Genomic DNA, 20,853 nt, shown 5'->3' on the forward strand with positions numbered 1-20,853 from the left:
GCAGGTTGTGGCCTTCACCGCCGATGTAGGAAATGACCTCAAAACCGTTGGTCAGACGCACCTTGGCGACTTTACGCAGAGCGGAGTTGGGCTTCTTGGGGGTCGTGGTGTACACACGGGTGCACACACCGCGACGCTGCGGAGAGTTTTCCATGGCCGGGCTCTTGGATTTGGTCTTTTCGACCTCCCGGCCGTGGCGCACGAGTTGATTGATGGTTGGCATGAAAGAAACGTCCCTAAACGTTTGAAAAAAAAGCGAAGACGAGATCTCCTCGGAAATTTCCGAAGAGCCTTCGACTATATCACGGGCTCACATTTGTGCCAAACAGCCCCCGTTGGACAGGCGTGATCAGGGGCAGCGCAGAAACAAAACCCCTTGCGAGAGCCAGCGGAATCACTGAATCCAGAGGCGCAGGGCATCCCAGGCGCGGCCCAGCATCCCGCTTTCCTCCACCGTCTCGAGCACGGTCAGGGGTACATCGGCCACCGGGTCGCCGCTGCCCAGGCGCACGCGGAGCACGCCCACCTGCTGCCCACGCTGCAAAGGGGCCACCAACGGATCGGGGCGTGTGATTTCGGTTTTGAGACGCGCCCCCTCGCCCGCGGGCACCGAAACCACCACACCTTCCGGCCTGCCCAGCCGGACCACATCGGCCTTCCCTTTCCAGACCCGGGGCGAGCTCAAGGGCTCACCTGCAGGACTCAGGCGCACCGCCTCATAGGCGGTATAACCCCAATTCAACAGCTTCTGGCTCTCTGCAGCACGCGCGTTTTCACTTGAAGCCCCGAGCAGCACGCTGAGCAAGCGGCGCTGTCCCTGCGGCCCGGCCCCCAGCGCAGCCGAAGGCCGGTGGGCGGTGGCCACCAGGCAATAGCCGGCCGCATCGGTGTGCCCTGTCTTCAGGCCATCGACACTGGGATCGCGAAACAACAACAGATTGCGGTTGGTGTCGTTGGCGCCTGGCGTACCCGGGTAGCGGTAGCGCTGGATGGCGTAGTACGGCACAAAATCGGGAAAATCACGCATCAGGCGGGTGGCCAGCGTGGCCAGATCCCTCGCAGTCGTTGTGTGTCCTGCCACCGTGAGGCCTTCGGGGTTCTTGAAGGCGCTGGCGGTCATGCCCAGCGCCTTGGCCTGCTGGTTCATCATCTCCACGAAGCGCTCGGAACTTCCACCCACACCTTCGGCCAGCGCCATGGTGGCGTCGTTGCCCGACTGCACGATCATGCCTTTGAGCAGATCCTCGACGGGCACCTTCATCTTGGGATCGATGAACATGCGCGAACCCGGCATCCTCCATGCCCTCTCGCTCACCGGCAAGGTCTGCGCGAGACTGAGCTTGCCCGACTTGAGTGCATCGAACACCAGGTAGGCGGTCATGAGCTTGGTCAGGGACGCCGGCTCCACTGCCTTGTCCGGATCTTTGGCGGCCAGCACCTGCCCGGACGTTACATCCAGCAGCAGGTAAGCGCGCGCAGCCACCTCGGGCGGCTGCGGCAAAGCCGACAAAGCAGGAAGGGGCAGACACAAGGTCAGCCAGAGTAGAAAAAAAGAGAAAGGCAGGCGACGCAACAACATCCGGATCCAGAAAAGTGAAAAATCCCGCGTGCCGTTCAAGCTCGCAGGTGACGCAACACCAGTTCGCGCAGCAGCGGCAACTGGCCATGAAAAAAGTGCCCCCCTCCGGGGACCACCAGGACCGGCAAGGTCTGGGGCCGAGCCCAGTCCATCACCGAAGCGAGCGGCACCGTGTCGTCCTGCTCGCCATGAACCACGAGGCTGCGAAGGTGCAACTCGGGAGGCACCTGTGCCACATCAAACCTGCTGGCAGCCGTGCCCACCAGCACCAGGCGCTGGATGTCACGCTGGGAATGCAACTGGGCGGCCGCATGGCTGGTGACAAAGGCGCCAAACGAAAATCCCGCCAGACACAGCGGCCCATCAGGTGCCTGGGCATCGATCACCGACAACAGGTCCGACAACTCTCCGCGGCCCTCGTCGTACACACCCACACTCCGCCCCACGCCGCGAAAGTTGAATCGCACGGCATTCCAGCCCGCCAGCACACAGGCCCGGGCCAGGGTCTGGACCACCTTGTTGGTCATGGTGCCACCGTGCAACGGGTGCGGGTGCGACAGAACGGCCGTGCCGACGGGCGCCGAGGCTGGCCGGTCGATCAGCAGCTCCAAAGTGCCGGCTGGACCCGCCTGGCTGAGGTGTTCAGTCTGCGCATTCATGACGCCCCCCCACAGGCAGGAACACTGAACCACTTGGCATCAGCGCCCCACATCGGACGGCGTGACCAGGCGCTGCACGACCACGCCATCGCGCAGGTGAGATTGCACGATTTCATCGATGTCCTGCTCATCGACGTAGCTGTACCAGACCGCCTCGGGGTACACGACCGCGATGGGACCTCCCGCACATCGGTCCAGACAACCGGCCTTGTTGACCCTGACCTTGCCTGGCCCGAGCAGGCCCAGCGATTTCGCCTGGCTCTTGCAGCGATCAAAGGCTGCCTGCGCCTTGTGCTGGGCGCAACAGTCTTCTCCGTTGTCGCGCTGGTTCAGACAGAAGAAGATGTGCCGTTCGTAATAGGATTTGTTTTCAACCATCGGTGGATTTTAGTGGCGGGCCTACCGCCCCACGGACGACCGGGCCACTGCGCGCAACCCAAACACCATGGCGGCGAATGGCCACAACCAGCCCAGCCACTGGGACAGGCCGTGAAAGCGGATGAAACGCCCCTGCTCCCACACTTCCAGCGATTGGTCGAAATAGGCGCTCACAGGCGCCCGGTTGAGCAGGCTCAATGACACGGCCAGCCCCATCAACAGCGCCACATGGCACAGGCGGCGAGGCAGCACCAAGGCGGCCAAGCCCGCCATCAAAGCCAGCCCCATGCCCATGACGGCCGGCACATTGATCCAGGCCCAGGCGTGGTCCGGGCCGTAGGTCAGGGCGGCGGACAACGCAGCGGTACCCAACCCACCCACAAACAGCATCACCAGAAACACCAGCCGGCGCCACACCGAGCGCACATCGCCGTAACCCATGAGCAATGGCGTCAGCAACCCCAGCGCCACACAGAGCGCCTCGGCCAGCGGACTCAAGGGAAACACGGGCTCTGCCCGCATGGGCACCCATTCCAGAAAGGGGGTTTCGGCGAGCATCCGGGCCAGCCCCTCTTCGAGACGGTCCCACACCTGCCCGAGGCCAAAAGGAACTGAAACCGGGTACAGCAGCGAAAAGGGCCACAGCGCCAGCAACACCAGCGACCCATGGGCGTGTGGCTCGAACCAGTCGGCACGGAACTGACTCCAGCGCCGCAACCCACCCAGACGTTCCAGAACCCAGGCCAGAGAGGCACCCAGCGCGGCGCCGGCCGCATTCAGCGCGAAATCCAGGTTGGAGGGCACCCGCATCGGCAAAAAATTCTGCAACGACTCGACCGCCAGCGACAGACTGGCCGCCGCCAGCACCGCCAGAGGCCATGCCCAACGACCCCACCCGGAGCGCAGCAAAGCCACCGCCAGCAGGAAGCCCAGTGGGCCATAGCCGACCAGGTTGGCACCCACATCGAAGCCCGTCCAATACCGAGGCAGCGGCGCGCCGACAAAATTCGCGATGGAAGCGCCCGGCCAGCGCCAGCCCTCGAACGGGTACAGGCTCGCGTAAACCACCAGCGCCGCAAACAGCAGCGCCAGCGGCATGGCGGAGGAACGTGGCGTCACGGATGCCCCCAGGGCATCAAAAGGGTTTCACAACCACCAGCACGACGACCGCAATCAGCATCATGACCGGCGCTTCGTTGAACCAGCGGTACCAGACATGACCGCGCCGATTCCCGCCACGCTCGAAACGGCGCAGCATGACGCTGCAGGCATGGTGGTACCCGAGGATGAGCAACACCAGGGCGAGTTTGGCGTGCATCCAGCCGTTGCCGGCCCCCCAGCCAATCCCATAGCCGAACCACAACCAGATGCCCAGCGCCAGCGCGGGCACGGCCAACATGGTGGTGAACCGCATGAGCTTGCGGGCCATCAACAGCAGGCGCTCGCGTTCGGCCACGCTCTCGGGGGGCACCATGGCCAGGTTGACAAAGATGCGCGGCAAATAGAAAAGTCCGGCGAACCAGCTGGCCACAAAGACGATGTGAAAGGATTTGACCCAGAGCATCGGGTCAGTTTAGCCGTGTCCCAAGGCCGCACCGCCGCCGCCGGACCGGCGAACAGGCAAAAAAAACCCGGCCACAGGGCCGGGTTAGGAAGCCTTTTTGCTGTCACACACTAAGGCGCCCGCTCAGGGAGGAAAAGCGGGGAGCGCACCCTAGAGCACGCTCGGTGCACATGTTACAACAGAAAACGGGAGATATGAACAAAACACCCTGTCAGATCTGACAGGGTGTTTGAGACTTTTGTGAATTTTTAACTACAAAGAATTACATCATCTTGGCCAATTCGAACATCACGGCGGTCCCAAGGGCCTCGCGGATGTTCCCACGACCCACCTTGGCCATGGAAAACTCCCCAAAACCGGACATGTCGAACGAACTGTCGTCCGGCGAAATCTCGACAAAGGGAAACTCGAACACTTCGCGCAACAGCTCGTTGCGGAACTTCTCAAACTCCTCGTCCTTGATCTCCGAGTCGACCACGATCAGATTGGGCATGCGGCCCTTGATCGCCTGACGGGCCTGGTTGAAGTCCACCACGCTGTCGGACACGATGCCGATCTCGCGCAAGGCGTCGCGCACATCGGCGCGGATCTGCAAGCTGGGAGAAATGGTCAGCACATAGGTGCCGGACAGCGACTTGAACATGGACGAGTGTTCGTCCGAGAGCTCCACCGCAGAAATGCCGTCCACCGCCTGAACGGTCCGGTTGAACAATGCCGTGAAGCTCACGCCCTCGCCCGAAACGTCCCGGTCCACCTCGATGCCGCCGGCGGCCAGTGCGATCTGACGAATCAGCATCCAGCTCAGGCTGTCCGAGGACGTGCTGCTCGACGGGGGCACACCGTCGTTCGACACGCGCATCAGCAAGCGGGCGTGCTGCGGCCAGGCATTGAGGTCCACACGCATGTCCACCCGGTTGCCGAACGGCAGGCCCCAGTCGAGCACCGCATTCACGAAGGTGTGCGCCACGGTCGGATCGATGAGCACCTCCACCGGTTTGAGCTTGCGCCGCAAGGCAATGCCGAGAATGCCCAGTTCCTGCTTGCGCTCCTGCAGCACGCCCTCGACGAGGTCTGCCATGTTGATTTTTTCGTGCGACTGCCGGATGCGTCCGCCGTAAAAGCGCTGGATCTGCTGCGCACTGATGCCCGCGAGTTTGATGCGCTCGGCCGGCACATTCAGCGAGCGGTGCTCCAGCTTGGTGATGCGCCCTTTGGCGAGCAACTGGTCAATCTGGTTTTGCAGCGCGCTCACGCTTTCGGTGAACTGCTCCGACAGCGCGGACAACAGTTCGGGCCAATGGTCGTCCAGGGACCAGGCGTCAGCCTCCGCAGGGGCTCCGGGCTTGCTGGCTGCGGACGAATTCGAGTTGCTGATTTTGTGGGGCTGCATGGCAGGGCTCGTTCATGAAAAAGCTGGCGCCGTCCGTTCCGGGCTGATCGGGCCGGTCGCAAAGACGACCCCGAAACAGGCCGGACCGGCAACTGGCCAAGGTGGAAAAGAACACCACCTCGGCCTCTCTGTCACACCGGGTGGCTGCATTTTCTCGCAGCAGAGTTGAATACAAACTACTGCAGTGTTCAATCATCGTGCTTTTTTTACGATTTGCAACATCCCGTCGCGGCGCTCGGGGCCGAGTGTCGCGTTGCTGCGCCTTCACGGAAGGTATTTGCCACAATCGCAGGATGCACACCCCCGCCCCCTACCCCCTCTCCCGCCCCCGCCGCCTGCGCCGCGACGCCTTCACCCGTGACCTGGTGCGCGAGCACCGGCTCAGCCCGGCGGACTTCATCTACCCGGTGTTCGTGCTTGATGGCGCCCAACGGCGCGAGGCGGTCGGGTCGATGCCGGGCGTGGAGCGCCTGAGCCTGGACCTGCTGCTGCCGGTGGCCGAAGACTGCGTGAAGCTGGGCATTCCGGTGATGGCGCTGTTCCCGGTGATCGACGCGTCGCTCAAGACACCCGATGGCCAGGAGGCCATGAACCCCGATGGGCTCGTGCCGCGCGTGGTGCGCACCCTGAAACAGCATTTTCCCCAACTGGGGGTGATGACCGACGTGGCGCTCGACCCCTACACCAGCCACGGTCAGGATGGGGTGCTGGACGACAGCAACTACATCCTGAACGATCCGACGGTGAAGATCCTTGTGAAGCAGGCGCTCACTCAGGCGGAGGCGGGCGTGGACATGGTCGCCCCCAGCGACATGATGGACGGCCGCATCGGCGCCATCCGCCAGGCGCTGGAAGCCCAGGGCCTGGTGCACACCCGCATCATGGCCTATAGCGCCAAGTACGCCAGCGCCTTCTACGGCCCGTTCCGCGATGCGGTCGGCTCGGCCGCCAACCTGGGCAAGGCCGACAAGAAGGTCTACCAGATGGACCCGGGCAACAGCGACGAAGCCCTGCGCGAGGTGGCGCTGGACATCGCCGAAGGCGCCGACATGGTGATGGTCAAACCCGGCATGCCCTACCTGGACATCGTGCGCCGCGTGAAGGATCAGTTCCACATGCCCACCTTCGCCTACCAGGTGAGCGGCGAGTACGCCATGCTCAAGGCGGCGGCCATCAACGGCTGGCTCGACCACGACGCGGTGATGATGGAAAGCCTGCTGGCGTTCAAGCGCGCGGGCGCCGACGGTGTGCTGACCTACTTCGCGCGAGACGCGGCCCGGCTGCTGCGCGGCTGAGCCCCCTCCCATGCGGGTCTTCCACATCCAGCCTTCGGGCGTCATCGAAACCTCGGAATTGCCCCAGCAGCTGCCTGCGCAGGGTTTTGTCTGGATCGCCTATGGCCGGCGTGAACTGGAGGTTGAACTGGCGGCCGTGCAGGCGACCCTGCAGATGCTGTGCGGCATCCCGCTGGTGGACCTGCACGTCTCGGACCTGCTGAACAACCAGCTGCCCTCGCACTACGATTTCACCTCTCGGTACGACATGCTGGCGTTCCGGCGCCTGGCCGCCGGTCACAGCGAGACCGATCTGGAGCACCCGGGTGCCGTGCTCACCACACCGCTCAAGCGGGGCGGCCCCCCGGTGCTGCGCCGCATCGACACCAGCCCGGTCGGGTTTGCGGTCTTCGACCGCATCCTGCTGACCGTGCACCCGGCCGGCTGCACCGTGCTGGAGAGCTACGCGTCGCGGCTGCTGGCGCCCGGCGGCGCCACGCTGCGCGCGGTGGGCACCCAGTGGCCCACCAGCCCACCCGACCTGATGCTGCGCATCGTCAACCTGATGGTCGATGGTTTCCTGGAGCTGCGGCGCGAACTCACCCGCCAGCTCGACCACTGGCAGGCCGAGTTGCTGCGCCCGTCCACCCGCTTCAACAACTGGGGGTCGCTGCTGGATGCGCGCAACGCCCTGCACCACCTCGACGAGATCTGCGAGGACCAGCGCGCCGCCATCCAGGACTGGATCGAAGCACTGGCGGCCTGGGAACCGGACGAACACATCGGCGGGCAGCGTGGCCTGGAGCTGATCAAGGTGCGCAGCCGGGACGTGCTGGAACACATCGAGCGCGTGGTGCACCACGTGCGCCGGCTGGAGCAGAACGCCGAGATCGCGGTGCAGATGCACTTTTCGGCGCAGAGCAACCGCACCAACGACATCATGCGCACGCTCACGGCGCTGACCGCCATCTTCCTGCCCCTGAACCTGATCGCGGGCATCTTCGGCATGAACTTCGAGTTCATCCCCCTGCTGCACCAGGAGTCGGGCTTCTGGTGGGCCATGGGGTCCATGCTGATCACGGCCGGGGTGCTGGGCGTGCTGTTCTGGCGCAAGCGTTACCTGGCACGGACCGGCCGGTAGATCGGGTCAGTGGCCGAGCGCCTTGCGCTCAGCCGTTCAGACGAAGGGTGGACTCAGTCCTTCGTTGGCCAGGGCGCGCTGCACCGCCGGGCGCGCCAGCATGCGTTGCAGGTAAGGCCCGAGCTGGCGCTTGTCGCGGGCCGGCGAGGACGCGAAATGACGTGTCCAGCGGCACAGCGTGAACACATACGGGTCGAGCGCCGAGTAGGCCTCGCCCATGAACCACGGCCCGCCGTGCCGGGCCAGCTCGTTGTCGAGCTGCTTGAGCAGGTTGTTGACGCGGATCTCGGCGTGCTGCTTCACCTCCGCCGCGCCGGCGGCGTTGCCGGCGTTGACCCAGCGCTCGGGGTAGAAGTAGACGATGAGCGTGGCCTGCAGCGTGTTGGTCAGCCACATCAGCCACTTGTAGAAATGCGCCCGTTCGGCCGTGCCCAGCGCGGGCGCCAGGCCGCTGGCCGGGTGCGTGTCGCACAGGTGCAGGCAGATCGCGGCGGTTTCGTAGAGCACCAGGTCCCCGTCGGTGAGCACCGGGATCAGGCCGTTGGGGTTGAGCTTCAGGTAGGCCGTGGTCTTCTGCACGTCCTGCGTGCGGTCCACCAGCACGCGCCCGTAGGACACACCCAGCTCTTCGAGCAGGATGTGGGGCACCATGCTGGCGGTGCTGGGAAAGTGGTGCAGCTGGATCATCGGGTGGCAGGGGCGTTCTGGTTGAAGCCAAACAGTTGCGCCCCATTGTTCCACGCGATGCGGCGTGCCACGTCCGCGGGCAAACCGCCGAGCCAGGCGCGGTAGCCCTGCATGAGTTCGTCGTAGTACAGCCAGCGCTGGTTGACCCAGGTGTCGGAGCCGATCATGAAGCGCTCGGGGTACTTGAGCAACAGCGCGCGCCACTCGGGGCAGAGCTGGCCGCCGTCGCAGGTGAGGCCGGGGCGGTAGGAGAGTTCGCCCATGAGGCGCGGGTAGCGGGTGAACAGCTCATCGACCCGCTCGATGGACGCGCCGGAGATGCCCGTGTGCGCCCAGATCAAACGCATTCCGTCGCCCCCGCGCTCCGCCGCTGCGTGGGTCGCTGCCACCCGCGGGGGTGGATCCGCCTTGGGGCGGCCCGGCGGCAGATCGATTTGCCCCTTCGACGGCGTGTTCGCCATCAGCAGATCGATGGCGACATCGTCCACGTGGGCCAGGATCGCCAGGTCTTTCTGCTCGGCCAGCGCCATGAGCTGTTTGGCGACAGGGCCGTTGGCATTGGCGCTGTCGTACAGGTGGAATTCCCCCAGACCCCGGTAGGCGCCGGCGGGCGTGCCGCGGGCCAACTCGGTCTGCACCATCTCGGCGATGGTTCCGTCGGCGAACCAGCCGCTGTAGTCGGCGCGGTTGCGGTAGAGGCGCACAAACGGCACCACCGTCACCCCCGCGGCTCGGGTCTGCTCGTGCGCGCCCGCCAGGGCTAGGGTCCCGGCGTTGGGCCGCGAATTGGCGAGCACGGCGCGCACGCCGTTGCGCTGCATGCGCGCTAGCACGTCGGTCAGCGGGTGCGGGCAACCGGGCGACGGTGCGTCGTGCACGCAGGCTTCGTCGTTGTAGTGCAGGTGGGCGTCGAACAGCGGGCCGGCATAGGGCGTCTGCGCGAACGCACTGCGCATCAGCGCGAGCCCCAGCGCCACCAGACCCGACAAGCGTGCCACGCTGCCCATGGCCGTCAGCCCAGGTGTTGGGCGAAGAAGGCCAGCGTGCGCTCCCGCGCCAGCTTCGCGGACGGCGCGTGCCAGCTGCCGCGCTGGTCGCAGTTGAAGCCGTGGTGGGCCGGGTACAGGTGCACGGTCACCGCAGGGTGCGCCTTCTGGAACGCCTGCACGCCGTCCAGCGGAATCGAGTGGTCCTGTTCGGCGAAGTGGGCCATCACCGGCACCTTCGGCTCGCGCGCGGCTTCGGCTTCGGTGGTCATGCCGCCGCCATAAAACGGCACCGCGGCCGTCAGGCCGTTCAGCGTGCAGGCCGCGCGCCAGGTGAGCAGGCCACCCCAGCAGTAGCCCAGGATGCCGACTTTTCCAGCTTGAGCGGCGTGGTCCACGGCGGCCTGGATGTCGGCCAGCACCCCCGGTGCGGGCAGGGCCTCCACGGCGGCTTTGAGCGCCATGCCGCTGCCTATGTCGGCCTCGGTGTAGCCAAGCTCCAAGCCCGCCTGGACGCGGTGGAAGGTGCTCGGCGCCACGACGAAGTAGCCGTCGGCCGCGTAACCGTCGGCCACCGAGCGGATGTGGCTGTTGACGCCGAAGATCTCCTGCAACACGACCAGCCCGCCTTTCGGCGCCCCGCTGGGCGCGGCCACGTAGGCGGGGACAACGAAGCCGTCGGCGGCGGTGAGGTTCACGAACTGACCCATGGGCACATCTCCTGTGTGATGAAAAAGCTGCGGGGTCAGGCCAGCAAACGGCGCTCGACAAAGTCCAGCCGGTCCTGGCCCCAGAAAATCTCGCCGTCGATCACGTAGCTGGGCGCACCGAACACACCGGCCGCGATGGCCTCTTCGGTGTGTTGGGCGTACAAACCCTTCACGTCGTCCTGCTGAGACTGCGCCAGGCGCTGCGCGTCCAGCCCGCATTCGCTCAGCAGCTCGGCGAGCACGGCGGGGCTGGCGATGTCGCGCTCCTGCGCCCACAGGGCGCGGCCCACGGCGCCGGTCAGGCGCATCGCGGCGGCATCACCGTCGTGTTGCGCGACGGCGGTGATCAGCCAGCCGGCGGGGTCGCCCGCCACCGGAAAGAAACGCGGCTGGGGGTTGAGCGGCACGCCCAGCGCTTCGCTGAAACGGCGCAGCTCCACCAGCCGGTAGGCCTGGCGCTGCGGGGCGCGCTTGGGCAGCGGCAGGCCACCGGAGACCGAAAAGACCTGACCGAAGTCCACCGGCCGCACGCGGACGGCGGTGTCGCTGCGCTGCAGCAGATCGGCAAAACGCGCGTGCCCGAGGTACATCCACGGGCTCTGCGGGGCAAAGTAATAGTCGACTGTGCGACGCATGGCGGTCTCCTGACGCTGTTGTAATGGACGGCGAAACAGCCCGTGTTGTACGCCATGCGGGCGCATCTTGCAGGACACAGGACATGAATCAACGGAACACATCCCCTCTTCCCGGGGTGCTGCTGGTCACCGGCGGCAGCCGGGGCATCGGCGCGGCCACGGCGCGGCTGGCGGCGCGACAGGGCTGGGCCGTGGCGGTGAACTACACCGCCCATTCGCTCGCGGCCGACGAGGTCGTGCGCGGCATCCACGCCAGCGGCGGCAACGCCATCGCCGTGCAGGCCGACGTGGCCGACGAGGCGCAGGTGCTGCGCATGTTCGAGGCGGTGGACACCCAGCTCGGGCGGCTCACCGGGCTGGTGAACAACGCGGGCGTGGTGGACGTGACCGCGCGGATCGACGAGATGAGCGTGGCACGCTGGAAGCGCATGTTCGACATCAACGTGATCGGCAGCATGCTCTGCGCGCGCGAGGCGGTGCGCCGCATGAGCACGCGGCACGGCGGAGAAGGCGGCGCGATCGTCAACGTGTCCAGCGCCGCGTCGCGCCTGGGCTCGCCCGGCCAGTACGTGGACTACGCGGCGGCCAAGGGCGCCATCGACGCCTTCACCATCGGCCTGGCCAAGGAGGTGGCGGCCGAAGGCGTGCGCGTGAACGCGGTGCGCCCGGGTTTGATCGAAACCGAGATCCATGCCTCGGGCGGCCTGCCCGACCGTGTGAACGATCTGAAGCACCAGGTGCCCATGCAGCGCGGCGGCACGGCCGACGAGGTGGCGCAGGCCATCGTGTGGCTGCTGTCGGACGCGGCGAGTTACACCACCATGTCTTTGCTCGACGTTTCAGGAGGCCGCTGAATGACCGCCATCACACCCGAACAAAGCCCGCACATCAGGATCTGGTGGGAAGACCTGGAGATCGGCCAGGTGCGCGACCTGGGCAGCCTCTCGCCGACGAAAGAAGAGATCATCGCCTTCGCCCGCCAGTTCGACCCGCAGCCGTTCCACCTGAGCGAAGAAGCGGGCAAAGCCTCTGTGTTCGGGGCCTTGAGCGCCAGCGGCTGGCACACCTGCGCCATGGCGATGCGGCTGATGGTGACGAACTTCCTGCATGAAACCTCCAGCCTCGGTTCGCCCGGGCTGGAGAGCCTGAAGTGGACCAAGCCGGTCTACCCCGGCGACGTGCTGCGCCTGCAGCACACCATCACCGAAAAGCGCGCCATGAGCAAACGCCCCGACGTGGGCCTGGTGCGCACGGTGTGGGAGATGTTCAACCAGCACGGCGACAAGGTGCTGCACATGGACGGCTACGGGATGTTCCGCCGAAGGGAACTGGCGCCCCCACACTCCGCCGCTGCGCGGGTCGTTGCCCCCCAAGGGGGCTGATCCGCCTTGGGGCGGCCCGGCGGCGGATCGCGCAAGCAGCGCATGAATGCCGCCTGATTTCCGCTGATGCAGGGCACACGGCCGCGTCCTGCCCCACAATCCCGCCCATGGATTTCAAGCCCCTCATCACCCTGCTGGCCATCGTCAACCCGCTGGCCATCGTTCCGTTTTTCATCCACTACACACAGGGCTTCAGCTCGGCGCAGCGCCGGCGCACCATCCTGATCTCGTCGATCAGCGCTTTCGCGGTGATCGCCACCTGCGCCATCATCGGTCTGCAGATCCTGGAGTTTTTCAGCATCTCGCTGGCGAGCTTCCAGGTGGGCGGCGGCATGCTGCTGCTGACCTCGGCGCTGTCGATGCTGAATGCCCAGCCTGCCGAGGCCAAGACCACCCAGGGCGAGGTGGACGACGCCTCGGCGCGGGCCTCGATCGCCGTGGTGCCGCTCACGATCCCGCTGCTCACCGGCCCGGCCACCATGTCCACGGTGGTGATCTACGCGGACCAGGCCAAGACTTTTTTCCAGCACGCCGCGCTGGTGGGCTATGGCGTGGTGATCGCTCTGGCCACTGCCGTGTGTTTCTCGCTGGCCAAACCGATTGCCCGTCTGATGGGCCAGACCGGCATCAACGTGATGACACGGCTGATGGGCCTGATCCTGGCCGCGCTGTCGGTCGAGGTGATGGCGGCGGGGCTGGTGAAGTTGTTTCCCGCGCTGGCGGGTTGATCGCCACCTGGGTTCAACACCAGGGCGCCGGGGACGGGTGCAGACCTCGCGCAGGCCAATGGCGGCGTCCCCGCTCTCCGGCCCACGCTCGCCGTCGGCGACCCGTGCGGGCCGAGATCACGGCGTCAACTCGGCCCTGCCACGCCACCTCAGTGGCAACGGCGAATGGGGCCTGCGCCCGGGGCCACCACCATCGACCTGAACACCGTGCAGGCACGCCTGCAGGCGCACTCGGGTCTCACTGGGGTAGGGGGTTCGGGTGGGCGGGCGCAGTCCCCATTCGCGGTTGCCCACCCGGCAGAGCGCCCCAACGGCGTTGACGAGGCAACGGCGGACTGCCCGGGCAGCCGCCCGCGAGCGTGGGACGGAGAACGCATGCCCGGACCCCCTGCCCCCGCCCATCAGGCCCGGGCGCCGAAGGTGATGCGCAACGGTTGTCACAGTCGCCAGCGAATGCAAACGGGTGTGCCTGCACAGCATCACTTCAGCTTCTGCGTCTCCGCCCGGAACTCCGCCAGCACGGCCCGCGCGTTCTTCAAACCGCGCCCTTCCGCCGCCGCCACCCAGCGGTCTTCCAGCGCGGCCTGCCTGGCCTTGACGTCGTTCACAAAGGCCTCGTTGGCCATCTGGCGCTGCACGCCGGTCTGCTTCTGGATGTCGCGCGAGGCCGCGTCGGTGCGGTCCCAGCCGGCCGCAAACAGGCGCGTGGCGGCCTCGCCCGACACCTTGTCGATCACCGCGCGCTCCTCCGGCTTGAGCGCGTTGTACTTGGCCGGGTTCATCATGAAGACGAAACTGGTGTTGTAGAGGCCGCCGGGGAAGGTGGTGGCGTGCTTCACCATCTGCAGGCGCATGGACTGCAGCGATTCGTCGGGGAAGAAAGTGCCGTCCATCACGCCGGTGGACAGCAGCTCGAACGAATCGGTGGCGGGCTTGAGCGTGGTGTTCCAGCCCATGAGCTTGGACAGCTCGTTGATGTTGCCGCCGCCGATGCGGAACTTGAGCTTGCCCGCGTCGGCGGCGCTGGTCACCGGCTGCTTGACGGTGAAGATGATGCCCGGCCCGTGCGTGAACACCGCCAGCACCTTCACGCCGCGGTGCTCGCCCAGCGGCGCGAAATACCTGTCGTAGATGCGCTGGTAGGCGACCGAGGTGGCAGTCGAAGAGTCGCCCAGAAACGGGAACTCGGCCACCTGCGTGAAAACGAACCGGCCGGGCGTGTAGCCGTCCACGGTGTACGACACGTCGGCCAGGCCGTCGCGCACGGCGTCGAAGGTGCCGGGCGGCGCGCTCACCGCCTTGGGCAGCAGGTTGCACTTGACGCTGCCATGGGTGCCCTTCTCCACCGCCTCGCACCACTGGTTCTGTGCCATGGTGGCGCCGTGGGCGGCGGGCAACCAGGTCGAGACCTGCAGCACGGTCTGGGCCTGGGCGGCGCCGGCCGCGAGGCAGGCCGCGGCGAGGGGAGCGAAGCGAAGCAAGGTCTTTTTCATGGTGTCTCCGGTGCGTGGTCGTGGGTGGGTGAACGGAACAGGAAAGGCTCAGCGCGTGACGCTCGCCGCGGCCTGGCGCTCGGCGGCCACGCGGCCTTCCAGCAACCGGCGGAACTGCAGCAGCGCCGCGTCCATGGCCAGCGGCAGCATGGGCCGGTTCGGGTCCAGCGCGATGTTGTGGTGCTGCGCGGTGATCATGTCGCGGTCTTCGTTGAAGGCGCCGAGCAGGCTGTTGTAGATGCTCTCGGTCACCGTGTCGTCGCCCTCGTCCACCGGGTGCGACTGCTGGAAGAAGTAGTGCGTGGTGGTCTCGGTTTCGGGTGTGAGCGTCTGGCAGCTGTGCAGCCGCACCGAGGGGCCGGGCGCGTCCGGCGCCGCGCCCGTGGGGCGTCCGCCCGAGTGCATGAGCAGCGTGGCGGGCAGCAGGAAGTCGTAGACGAACCAGCGGTCGAGGTTCGTGTCGAAGCGGCGAAAGCGCTGGTAGAACGGCGGCGCCGGCACGTCGTTCACATGGCGCGAGACCCGGATGCCCATCTGCGGCCAGTCGGGCGTGGCGCCAGACACCGGTTCGATCGTGGGCCGCGACTGCGCGATGCGCGTGGAACCGCCCAGGCTCTTCTCGTGCACGTAGCTCAGGTGCGAAAAATCGAGCAGGTTGTCGCAGATCAGCAGGTAGGGCGTGTCGTAGTGCAGGTAGCCCGGCTTGTGCTTCCAGTCGGGGCTTTCGCACGAGAAGTTGTCGGGCAGCAGCGCGGTGTCGGCCAGGGCCGGGTCGCCCATCCACACGAACACCCAGTTGTTCTTCTGCACCACCGGGTACGCGCGCACGCTGGCCTTGGGCGGCACCGTGTCCAGCCCCGGGATCTCGATGCAGCGGCCCGAGGGCTCGAACTTCAGGCCGTGGTAACCGCAGCGCACACAGTCGCCCTCGCGCCGGCCGATCGACAGCGGCGCGTGGCGGTGGCAACAGCGGTCTTCCAGCGCCACCAGCCCGCCGTCGGCCAGCCGGTAAACGAGGACCGGCTCGCCGAGCACGGTGCGGGTGAAGAGTTGGGGGGCATCGGCGGCGGGGATCTCGTGCCCCCAGGCGATGACGTACCAGCAGTTGCGCAGCCACATGGGCGGTCTCCTGAAACCGTGTTGTGCTGCCCATGCTAGGCGCCGGTGGTGTCCGCGCCGTCCCCTTCGAGGGGGACAGACAGGGGCTTTGGCACCCCCGGCCCGGCCCCGGGGCGGGTCTCAGTTCAGCAGGCGGGCCAGTCCCAGGCGCTGCGACGGCAGGCCCGCGTCGGCCAGTTTCAGGTAGGCGCGTTTGCGCAGGGTGATCACGGTGGACGGCGCGACATCGAGGTCGGCCGCGATGCCGTCGGCGCTCAGGCCCAGCGCGATGCGCGCGCACACCGCGCGCTCACGCGCCGAGAGCGACGGGGCCAGGCGCTGCAGGCGCCGCTCACCGTCTTCCACATGCACATGCGACGCGCGGTCCGCCTGCGAGGCCCCGGCGCGCCACGCGGCCGCGTGGGCTTGGCGCAGCAGGGGCGCGAGGTCCAGCAGGCGCTCGACCTCCTGCGGCAGAAAGCGGCCCTGGCGTTCGTCGCGGTAGAGGTGGATCACCTGCACCTGGCCCGGAGCGGGCGCGTGCATCAGGGTGAAGCGGTCGGTCAGCCGCTCGCGCTCGTAGATGTCGGCGCGCCAGCCGGCGTCGGGCAGTTGATCGGCCCGGCAATGCAGGGCCACGCCCTCGCGCCCGGGTCGGCCGGTGAGCTGGTGCGCCAGCGGCAGGATGGCGTCGCGCCGGTAGTAGTGGCGCCGGTAGATGCCGAAGCACTGGGCCACCACCGCGCGCTCCTGCGGGCGCGAGGCGCTGCCCTCCACCAGCTCGGGCCGGTCGCTGCGGATGCGCACCAGCGAGAGGTAGTCCACCGGCACCACGGTCTGCACCGCCCGCAGCAGGGCGTCGGCGCTGGACGGCGACAAGGCCACATCGAGCAGGGCGGCGACCGCGCGCGACGGCAGCGCCGCGTCGGCGTGGGGGTCGGGCAGGTCCCAGATCGGTGACATGGGCCCATTCTGGTGGGCGCGGTGCGCCCCGTCCACCGGGCTTTCCCGCCGTGCGCCTTCAGGCCGGCAGGCCCAGCTCAGCCCCTTCGCGCCGATCGGCCGCCGGGCGGCTGGCGGCGTGCCGCACCAGGATGTCGCAGGTCAGGCGGATGTGCGCCTCCAGCGCCAGCGCGGCACGCGCTTCCTGGCGCGCGAGGGCGGCGGTGTAGATGCTGGTGTGCTCGTCGTGCACGTCGCGGTGAACCATCTGGGTCGCGCCCATGCGGATCGCGACATGGCGGTAGCGCTCGCCGTGGCGGTACAGCACACCCAGCAGGTGTTTGCTCCAGGGCGAGCGGTGCGCCGCGATGAGCGCTTCGTGGAAGCGCTTGTTGGCCGCTTCCCAGCGCTGCGGCTCCAGGCCGCCGGCCCGCTGCTCGGCCTCGGTGAGGGTTTCGTAGGCCTGGGTGAGCCCGGCCTCCCACGACGCGTCGCCGAGGCGGATGGACTGTCGCAGCGCTTCCGTCTCCAGCATCACGCGGGTGTCGGTCAGGTCTTTCAGGTCGGCCAGCGAGATCTCGGCCACGCGGTAACCGCGCTGGCCTTCGACCGTGACCAGCGCGTCCGACACCAGCAGGGCCAGCGCCTCGCGCAGCGTGCCGGCGCCCACGGCGTAGCGGTCTTTCAGGTGCTCCACGCGCAGCCGCTCGCCGGGCGCGAGGCGGCCACAGACGATGTCCTGCCGCACATCGAGGTAGGCCCGCTCGGACAGCGTGCGCGGCGCGTCGCCGTCCGGGCGCAGCAGGTGGTCGGTGAAGGTCTGGGTGGGCAACATGTTCTTTTTTCCCTTGGGCAAGTTTCAAGCGGATTCGATTTCAAGCGCAGGACAAGGCAGGAGCCGCAGACAGTGCTTCAGCACGGCAAGGCGATCCCGCATCAGTCGGCGGGCTCGTCGGTCTGCTGCCGCTTGAGCCGGTAAGCCAGTTGCGGGCGGGTCAGGCCGAGCAGCCGCGAGGCGCCCGAGAGGTTGCCCCCGCAGCGCTCGACCGCCAGCGCCAGCACCTGCGCCTCCAGCTGCTCGATCGGCACGCCGCTGTCGACGATGCGCGCGCAGAGCGCGTCGTGGTCGGCCGGCACGATGCGCGCCAGCCGGCCCTGCGGGTCGACGCCTTCGTGGCGGTCCTGCGGCTGGTTGGGGAACAGGTGCTCCAGCTCCACCGAGCCACCCTGCGCCGCCAGGATCACGCCGCGCTCGACCAGGTTTTCCAGCTCGCGCACGTTGCCCGGCCAGTCGTGGTGCATCAGCGCCTGCAGGGCGCGCTCGCCAATGCCGCTCAGGCGCTTGTTGTGCAGCGCGGTGAAGCGCGCGAGCAGGTGGCGCGCGAGCGGCTCGATGTCGGTGCTGCGCTCACGCAGCGGCGGGATGCGGATCGGGTAGACGTTGAGCCGGTACAGCAGGTCGCGGCGAAAGCGCCCCTGTGCCACCGCCTCGTCGAGGTTGACGTTGGTCGCGGTCACCATGCGCACGTTCACCTTGCGCGGGCTCTCCGCGCCCAGGCGCTCGATCTCGCTGTCCTGCAGCACGCGCAGCAGCTTGGCCTGCGCCGGCAGCGGCAGGTCGCCCACCTCGTCGAGAAACAGCGTGCCGCCGTCGGCGCGCTCGAAGCGGCCGGCGCGCGCCGCGTGCGCGCCGGTGTAGGCGCCCTTCTCCACGCCGAACAGCTCGGCCTCGATCAGCTCGGCCGGCAGCGCCGCGCAGTTGACCGCGACAAACGGGCCGCCCGCGCGGTCGGAGTGCTCGTGCAGGGCGCGCGCGAAACGCTCCTTGCCCACGCCGGTCTCGCCCGTCAGCAGCACCGTGACCTGGGTGCGCGCGGCGCGCTTCATGAGGTCGTGCGCGTGCTGGAACGCGGGCGAGTTGCCGATCAGCATGCCGCCCGAGGTGGCGGGCTCCAGCGTGGTCTTGAGCGCCTCGACCTGCTGGCTCAGCGCGTCCATCTTGTCCAGCAGCGAGTGCTCTTCGAAGTACGGGCGGTAGGCGTCGCCGTCGGGCCAGTCGTCGATGGGCTTGCCGACGATGTGGCAGTGGTCGTCCCCACAGGCGCCGCACCGGGTTTCCTTGAACAGGATCAGCTTGCCCATGAAGGCGCTGGTGTAGCCGCTGGCGTAACCCAGCAGGATCCAGCAGGCCGGCTCGTCCACCACGCCGTAGGCGAGCCGGTGGGCGTGCGCCTCCCAGGAGTCGTCCCAGCGGAACTCACCCTCGAACTGCCCGGTGGCCGCGTCCATCTTGAGGTGCAGCGGCGTGACGCGCGCCGCGCCCTCCAGCATGTGCAGCTGCGGCCCGACCAGGAACATCTCCTCCAGGCTGCGGTCGCCGCGCGTCTTGCTGGCGAAGCCGGCGTCGTGCGTACCGCTGGCGTAACCCATGCGGGTCAGCAGGCGGCGGGTGTGCTCGGTGCCGACCGAGGTGATCAGGTCGCGCCGCAGGGCGCTGAGCGCCGCCGTGTGCAGCAGCACCATGCGCCGCTCGCCGAGCCAGATGGCCCCGCTCTGGGGCTCGAAGCGCAGCAGCCGGCGCAGGTCGGCGGCGGGCGGGTAATGCAGGTGCGGTTCCACGGGGTCTCCTGGTGATCCGGGTGTGGGCACCTGGATTCTCGATATTTTGAGGGACAGACCCCTTTTGAACAAGCCCGGGCCGGCACCGGTTCATTTTGATCAATTGATCAAACAGCCCGCCGAACCCTCTCTGATTTCGTGACTTTTGACCGGCTTATGCGCCGATTCCGGTGAAAACCGGGTTCGGGTTTCCCCTTAAACGCCCTCCACCTCTGCCCGTTTGGGGTCAAAAACTTAGGGGTTATCCCTTGAATATCGAGATTTTTGACCCGGCAGGCCCGATCAGGCACACCCCGTGCAAGAGAGCAGCGACCCAGCCCCGAACACCCATGACCACCGACACCCCCCTTTCTTCCGAGCCGACCCAGCGGGTCGACGTGCGCCTCAAGTACGTGCGTGTGCTGGAGCGCCGTGCCGACGGCCTGGTGAGCTTCGAGTTTTCCATCGGCTGGCCCGAGCTGGCGGTGGAGCTGATGCTGCCGGCCGCCGCGTTCGACGAGTTCTGCGCCCGGCACGAGGTGATCCGGCGCGACGACCCTTCCCCCGATCACACCACGACAGGAGACCAGCCCCGATGAACATCGACCTGCAGGCGCGCGAGATCACCCCGCTGCGCCACACCTACTCCCATGTCGCGCGCCAGATCGGCGGCGACAAGGTGGCCTCGCGCTACCAGGAGGCCACCTTCGGCGCGCAGCCGATGGCGAACTTCCACTACCGCCCGACCTGGGACCCGGCCTTCGAGCTGTTCGACAAGCGCCGCAGCCGGATCGTGCTGGCCGACTGGTACGTGCTCAAGGAACCGCGCCAGTTCTATTACGCGACCTGGACCATGACCCGCGCCAAGCAGCAGGACGCGATGGAATCGAACTTCCAGTTCGTCGAACAGCGCGGCATGTTGTCCCTGATGTCCGACGCGCTGCGCGACAAGACGCTGGAGATCCTGATGCCGCTGCGCCACGCGGCCTGGGGCGCCAACATGAACAACGCCGCGATCTGCGCCTACGGCTACGGCACGGCCTTCACCGCCCCGGCCATGTTCCACGCCATGGACAACCTGGGCGTGGCCCAGTACCTGACCCGCCTGGGCCTGGCCATGGGCGACGCGCAGACGCTGGACGACGGCAAGCAGCGCTGGATGGAAGCGCCCGAGTGGCAGGGCCTGCGCCGCCTGGTCGAAGACACGCTGGTGATCGAAGACCCGTTCGAGCTGTTCGTGGCACAGAACCTCGCCATCGACGGTCTGCTCTACCCGCTGGTCTACGGCAGCTTCGTCGACGACCACGTGGCCCTGCAGGGCGGCACGGCCGTGGCCATGCTGACCAGCTTCATGCCCGAGTGGCACGCCGAGAGCGCGCGCTGGATCGACGCGGTGGTCAAGGCCGCCGGCGCCGAGTCCGGCGCCAACCGCGACCTGCTGCGCGGCTGGGCCGGCCAGTGGGCGGACCGCGCCCAGGCCGCCCTGTCACCGGTCGCCCGCCTCGCCCTGGGCGAGCCCGGCGAAGCGGCGCTCACCGAAGCCCGTGAACAGCTGCAGACCCGCCTCGACAAGGCCGGCCTGAAGGCCTGAGCCCACCCCACCCCGGAG

General features: G+C 67.4%; 23 protein-coding genes. 7 read left to right on the forward strand and 16 right to left on the reverse strand.

Going from position 1 to position 20,853, the window contains the following annotated elements; translation table 11 throughout:
• The 7 genes from rpsL to IV088_RS18475 form a co-directional block, all read right to left on the reverse strand.
• A partial coding sequence (rpsL, locus tag IV088_RS18445; RefSeq protein WP_291105247.1) for a 30S ribosomal protein S12 occupies window positions 1-223 on the reverse strand: 223 nt, incomplete at its 3' end.
• A 171-nt stretch (window positions 224-394) separates the two neighbouring features.
• Window positions 395-1,531 (reverse strand): D-alanyl-D-alanine carboxypeptidase family protein, encoded by a 1,137-nt coding sequence (locus tag IV088_RS18450; RefSeq protein ID WP_291105250.1) that lies wholly within the window; start codon window positions 1,529-1,531, stop codon window positions 395-397.
• Window positions 1,532-1,614: 83 nt separating this feature from the next.
• Complete coding sequence (locus IV088_RS18455) at window positions 1,615-2,238, reverse strand: alpha/beta fold hydrolase (protein WP_291105252.1); 624 nt, start codon at window positions 2,236-2,238, stop codon at window positions 1,615-1,617.
• A gap of 39 nt (window positions 2,239-2,277) precedes the next feature.
• Window positions 2,278-2,616, reverse strand: a complete 339-nt coding sequence (locus tag IV088_RS18460) for a (2Fe-2S) ferredoxin domain-containing protein (RefSeq protein ID WP_291105254.1) — start codon at window positions 2,614-2,616, stop codon at window positions 2,278-2,280.
• Window positions 2,617-2,637: 21 nt separating this feature from the next.
• On the reverse strand, window positions 2,638-3,714 hold the full coding sequence (locus tag IV088_RS18465) for a VanZ family protein (protein WP_291105300.1): 1,077 nt from the start codon (window positions 3,712-3,714) through the stop codon (window positions 2,638-2,640).
• 37 nt (window positions 3,715-3,751) lie between these two features.
• Complete coding sequence (locus IV088_RS18470; protein ID WP_291105257.1) at window positions 3,752-4,180, reverse strand: CopD family protein; 429 nt, start codon at window positions 4,178-4,180, stop codon at window positions 3,752-3,754.
• A gap of 262 nt (window positions 4,181-4,442) precedes the next feature.
• Window positions 4,443-5,570, reverse strand: a complete 1,128-nt coding sequence (locus IV088_RS18475; protein ID WP_291105259.1) for a hypothetical protein — start codon at window positions 5,568-5,570, stop codon at window positions 4,443-4,445.
• A 293-nt stretch (window positions 5,571-5,863) separates the two neighbouring features.
• Between IV088_RS18475 and hemB the strand changes: the two genes are divergently transcribed.
• Both hemB and IV088_RS18485 read left to right on the forward strand, forming a co-directional pair.
• A complete protein-coding gene (hemB, locus tag IV088_RS18480) occupies window positions 5,864-6,865 on the forward strand; it encodes a porphobilinogen synthase (RefSeq protein ID WP_291105262.1) in 1,002 nt (333 codons plus the stop codon).
• 10 nt (window positions 6,866-6,875) lie between these two features.
• Window positions 6,876-7,985 (forward strand): magnesium transporter CorA family protein, encoded by a 1,110-nt coding sequence (locus IV088_RS18485; RefSeq protein ID WP_291105265.1) that lies wholly within the window; start codon window positions 6,876-6,878, stop codon window positions 7,983-7,985.
• A gap of 36 nt (window positions 7,986-8,021) precedes the next feature.
• Here the strand turns inward: IV088_RS18485 and IV088_RS18490 are convergent, their stop codons facing one another.
• The 4 genes from IV088_RS18490 to IV088_RS18505 are packed head-to-tail and all read right to left on the reverse strand — an operon-like array spanning window position 8,022 to window position 11,003.
• Window positions 8,022-8,672, reverse strand: coding sequence for a glutathione S-transferase family protein (locus tag IV088_RS18490; protein ID WP_291105268.1), 651 nt, complete (start codon window positions 8,670-8,672; stop codon window positions 8,022-8,024).
• Window positions 8,669-9,628 (reverse strand): amidohydrolase, encoded by a 960-nt coding sequence (locus tag IV088_RS18495; RefSeq protein ID WP_291105301.1) that lies wholly within the window; start codon window positions 9,626-9,628, stop codon window positions 8,669-8,671. The genes IV088_RS18490 and IV088_RS18495 overlap by 4 nt, the downstream gene beginning before the upstream one ends.
• Before the next feature lie 56 nt (window positions 9,629-9,684).
• The gene (locus tag IV088_RS18500; protein ID WP_291105270.1) at window positions 9,685-10,368 is read right to left on the reverse strand and encodes a dienelactone hydrolase family protein; all 684 of its coding nucleotides are present in this window, start codon (window positions 10,366-10,368) and stop codon (window positions 9,685-9,687) included.
• A gap of 35 nt (window positions 10,369-10,403) precedes the next feature.
• A complete protein-coding gene (locus IV088_RS18505) occupies window positions 10,404-11,003 on the reverse strand; it encodes a 2-hydroxychromene-2-carboxylate isomerase (RefSeq protein WP_291105271.1) in 600 nt (199 codons plus the stop codon).
• A gap of 83 nt (window positions 11,004-11,086) precedes the next feature.
• On the opposite strand from IV088_RS18505, the gene IV088_RS18510 reads away from it, so the two are divergent.
• From IV088_RS18510 to IV088_RS18520, 3 genes are all read left to right on the forward strand, one after another.
• Entirely contained in the window at window positions 11,087-11,857 is a 771-nt protein-coding gene (locus IV088_RS18510; RefSeq protein WP_291105272.1) for an SDR family oxidoreductase, read from the forward strand.
• Window positions 11,858-12,385, forward strand: a complete 528-nt coding sequence (locus IV088_RS18515; protein WP_291105273.1) for a MaoC family dehydratase — start codon at window positions 11,858-11,860, stop codon at window positions 12,383-12,385. It abuts the gene before it with no gap.
• Window positions 12,386-12,492: 107 nt separating this feature from the next.
• Window positions 12,493-13,113, forward strand: coding sequence for a MarC family protein (locus tag IV088_RS18520; protein WP_291105275.1), 621 nt, complete (start codon window positions 12,493-12,495; stop codon window positions 13,111-13,113).
• A gap of 479 nt (window positions 13,114-13,592) precedes the next feature.
• On the opposite strand, the gene IV088_RS18525 is transcribed toward IV088_RS18520, so the two are convergent.
• The 5 genes from IV088_RS18525 to IV088_RS18545 all read right to left on the reverse strand — a co-directional run bounded on the left by IV088_RS18525 (window position 13,593) and on the right by IV088_RS18545 (window position 19,265).
• On the reverse strand, window positions 13,593-14,606 hold the full coding sequence (locus IV088_RS18525) for a TRAP transporter substrate-binding protein (RefSeq protein WP_291105276.1): 1,014 nt from the start codon (window positions 14,604-14,606) through the stop codon (window positions 13,593-13,595).
• A gap of 48 nt (window positions 14,607-14,654) precedes the next feature.
• Window positions 14,655-15,725, reverse strand: coding sequence for an aromatic ring-hydroxylating dioxygenase subunit alpha (locus IV088_RS18530; RefSeq protein WP_291105277.1), 1,071 nt, complete (start codon window positions 15,723-15,725; stop codon window positions 14,655-14,657).
• Window positions 15,726-15,845: 120 nt separating this feature from the next.
• Window positions 15,846-16,667: a LuxR C-terminal-related transcriptional regulator gene (locus IV088_RS18535; RefSeq protein WP_291105279.1), complete on the reverse strand. Its 822-nt coding sequence runs from the start codon at window positions 16,665-16,667 to the stop codon at window positions 15,846-15,848.
• A 58-nt stretch (window positions 16,668-16,725) separates the two neighbouring features.
• Window positions 16,726-17,481: a GntR family transcriptional regulator gene (locus IV088_RS18540; RefSeq protein WP_291105281.1), complete on the reverse strand. Its 756-nt coding sequence runs from the start codon at window positions 17,479-17,481 to the stop codon at window positions 16,726-16,728.
• Window positions 17,482-17,582: 101 nt separating this feature from the next.
• On the reverse strand, window positions 17,583-19,265 hold the full coding sequence (locus tag IV088_RS18545; RefSeq protein ID WP_291105282.1) for a sigma-54-dependent Fis family transcriptional regulator: 1,683 nt from the start codon (window positions 19,263-19,265) through the stop codon (window positions 17,583-17,585).
• A gap of 329 nt (window positions 19,266-19,594) precedes the next feature.
• On the opposite strand from IV088_RS18545, the gene IV088_RS18550 reads away from it, so the two are divergent.
• Window positions 19,595-19,843 (forward strand): phenol hydroxylase subunit, encoded by a 249-nt coding sequence (locus IV088_RS18550; RefSeq protein ID WP_291105283.1) that lies wholly within the window; start codon window positions 19,595-19,597, stop codon window positions 19,841-19,843.
• A complete protein-coding gene (locus IV088_RS18555) occupies window positions 19,840-20,835 on the forward strand; it encodes an aromatic/alkene monooxygenase hydroxylase subunit beta (RefSeq protein ID WP_291105285.1) in 996 nt (331 codons plus the stop codon). The genes IV088_RS18550 and IV088_RS18555 overlap by 4 nt, the downstream gene beginning before the upstream one ends.
• Window positions 20,836-20,853 lie beyond the last annotated feature (18 nt).

It is taken from the genome of Hydrogenophaga sp., assembly GCF_018780075.1.
GTDB lineage: Bacteria > Pseudomonadota > Gammaproteobacteria > Burkholderiales > Burkholderiaceae_C > Hydrogenophaga.

What these genes read in the sequence shown, in the direction of transcription:
- IV088_RS18485 (WP_291105265.1), top strand. Translation starts at nt 6,876, where the DNA reads ATGCGGGTCTTCCACATCCAGCCTTCGGGCGTCATCGAAACCTCGGAA.
- hemB (WP_291105262.1), top strand. Translation starts at nt 5,864, where the DNA reads ATGCACACCCCCGCCCCCTACCCCCTCTCCCGCCCCCGCCGCCTGCGC.
- IV088_RS18510 (WP_291105272.1), top strand. Translation starts at nt 11,087, where the DNA reads ATGAATCAACGGAACACATCCCCTCTTCCCGGGGTGCTGCTGGTCACC.
- IV088_RS18530 (WP_291105277.1), bottom strand. Translation starts at nt 15,725, where the DNA reads ATGTGGCTGCGCAACTGCTGGTACGTCATCGCCTGGGGGCACGAGATC.
- IV088_RS18525 (WP_291105276.1), bottom strand. Translation starts at nt 14,606, where the DNA reads ATGAAAAAGACCTTGCTTCGCTTCGCTCCCCTCGCCGCGGCCTGCCTC.
- IV088_RS18490 (WP_291105268.1), bottom strand. Translation starts at nt 8,672, where the DNA reads ATGATCCAGCTGCACCACTTTCCCAGCACCGCCAGCATGGTGCCCCAC.
- IV088_RS18495 (WP_291105301.1), bottom strand. Translation starts at nt 9,628, where the DNA reads ATGCGCAGTGCGTTCGCGCAGACGCCCTATGCCGGCCCGCTGTTCGAC.
- IV088_RS18465 (WP_291105300.1), bottom strand. Translation starts at nt 3,714, where the DNA reads ATGCCGCTGGCGCTGCTGTTTGCGGCGCTGGTGGTTTACGCGAGCCTG.
- IV088_RS18515 (WP_291105273.1), top strand. Translation starts at nt 11,858, where the DNA reads ATGACCGCCATCACACCCGAACAAAGCCCGCACATCAGGATCTGGTGG.
- IV088_RS18500 (WP_291105270.1), bottom strand. Translation starts at nt 10,368, where the DNA reads ATGGGTCAGTTCGTGAACCTCACCGCCGCCGACGGCTTCGTTGTCCCC.
- IV088_RS18475 (WP_291105259.1), bottom strand. Translation starts at nt 5,570, where the DNA reads ATGCAGCCCCACAAAATCAGCAACTCGAATTCGTCCGCAGCCAGCAAG.
- IV088_RS18535 (WP_291105279.1), bottom strand. Translation starts at nt 16,667, where the DNA reads ATGTCACCGATCTGGGACCTGCCCGACCCCCACGCCGACGCGGCGCTG.
- IV088_RS18455 (WP_291105252.1), bottom strand. Translation starts at nt 2,238, where the DNA reads ATGAATGCGCAGACTGAACACCTCAGCCAGGCGGGTCCAGCCGGCACT.
- IV088_RS18550 (WP_291105283.1), top strand. Translation starts at nt 19,595, where the DNA reads ATGACCACCGACACCCCCCTTTCTTCCGAGCCGACCCAGCGGGTCGAC.
- IV088_RS18470 (WP_291105257.1), bottom strand. Translation starts at nt 4,180, where the DNA reads ATGCTCTGGGTCAAATCCTTTCACATCGTCTTTGTGGCCAGCTGGTTC.
- IV088_RS18460 (WP_291105254.1), bottom strand. Translation starts at nt 2,616, where the DNA reads ATGGTTGAAAACAAATCCTATTACGAACGGCACATCTTCTTCTGTCTG.
- IV088_RS18540 (WP_291105281.1), bottom strand. Translation starts at nt 17,481, where the DNA reads ATGTTGCCCACCCAGACCTTCACCGACCACCTGCTGCGCCCGGACGGC.
- IV088_RS18520 (WP_291105275.1), top strand. Translation starts at nt 12,493, where the DNA reads ATGGATTTCAAGCCCCTCATCACCCTGCTGGCCATCGTCAACCCGCTG.
- IV088_RS18555 (WP_291105285.1), top strand. Translation starts at nt 19,840, where the DNA reads ATGAACATCGACCTGCAGGCGCGCGAGATCACCCCGCTGCGCCACACC.
- IV088_RS18505 (WP_291105271.1), bottom strand. Translation starts at nt 11,003, where the DNA reads ATGCGTCGCACAGTCGACTATTACTTTGCCCCGCAGAGCCCGTGGATG.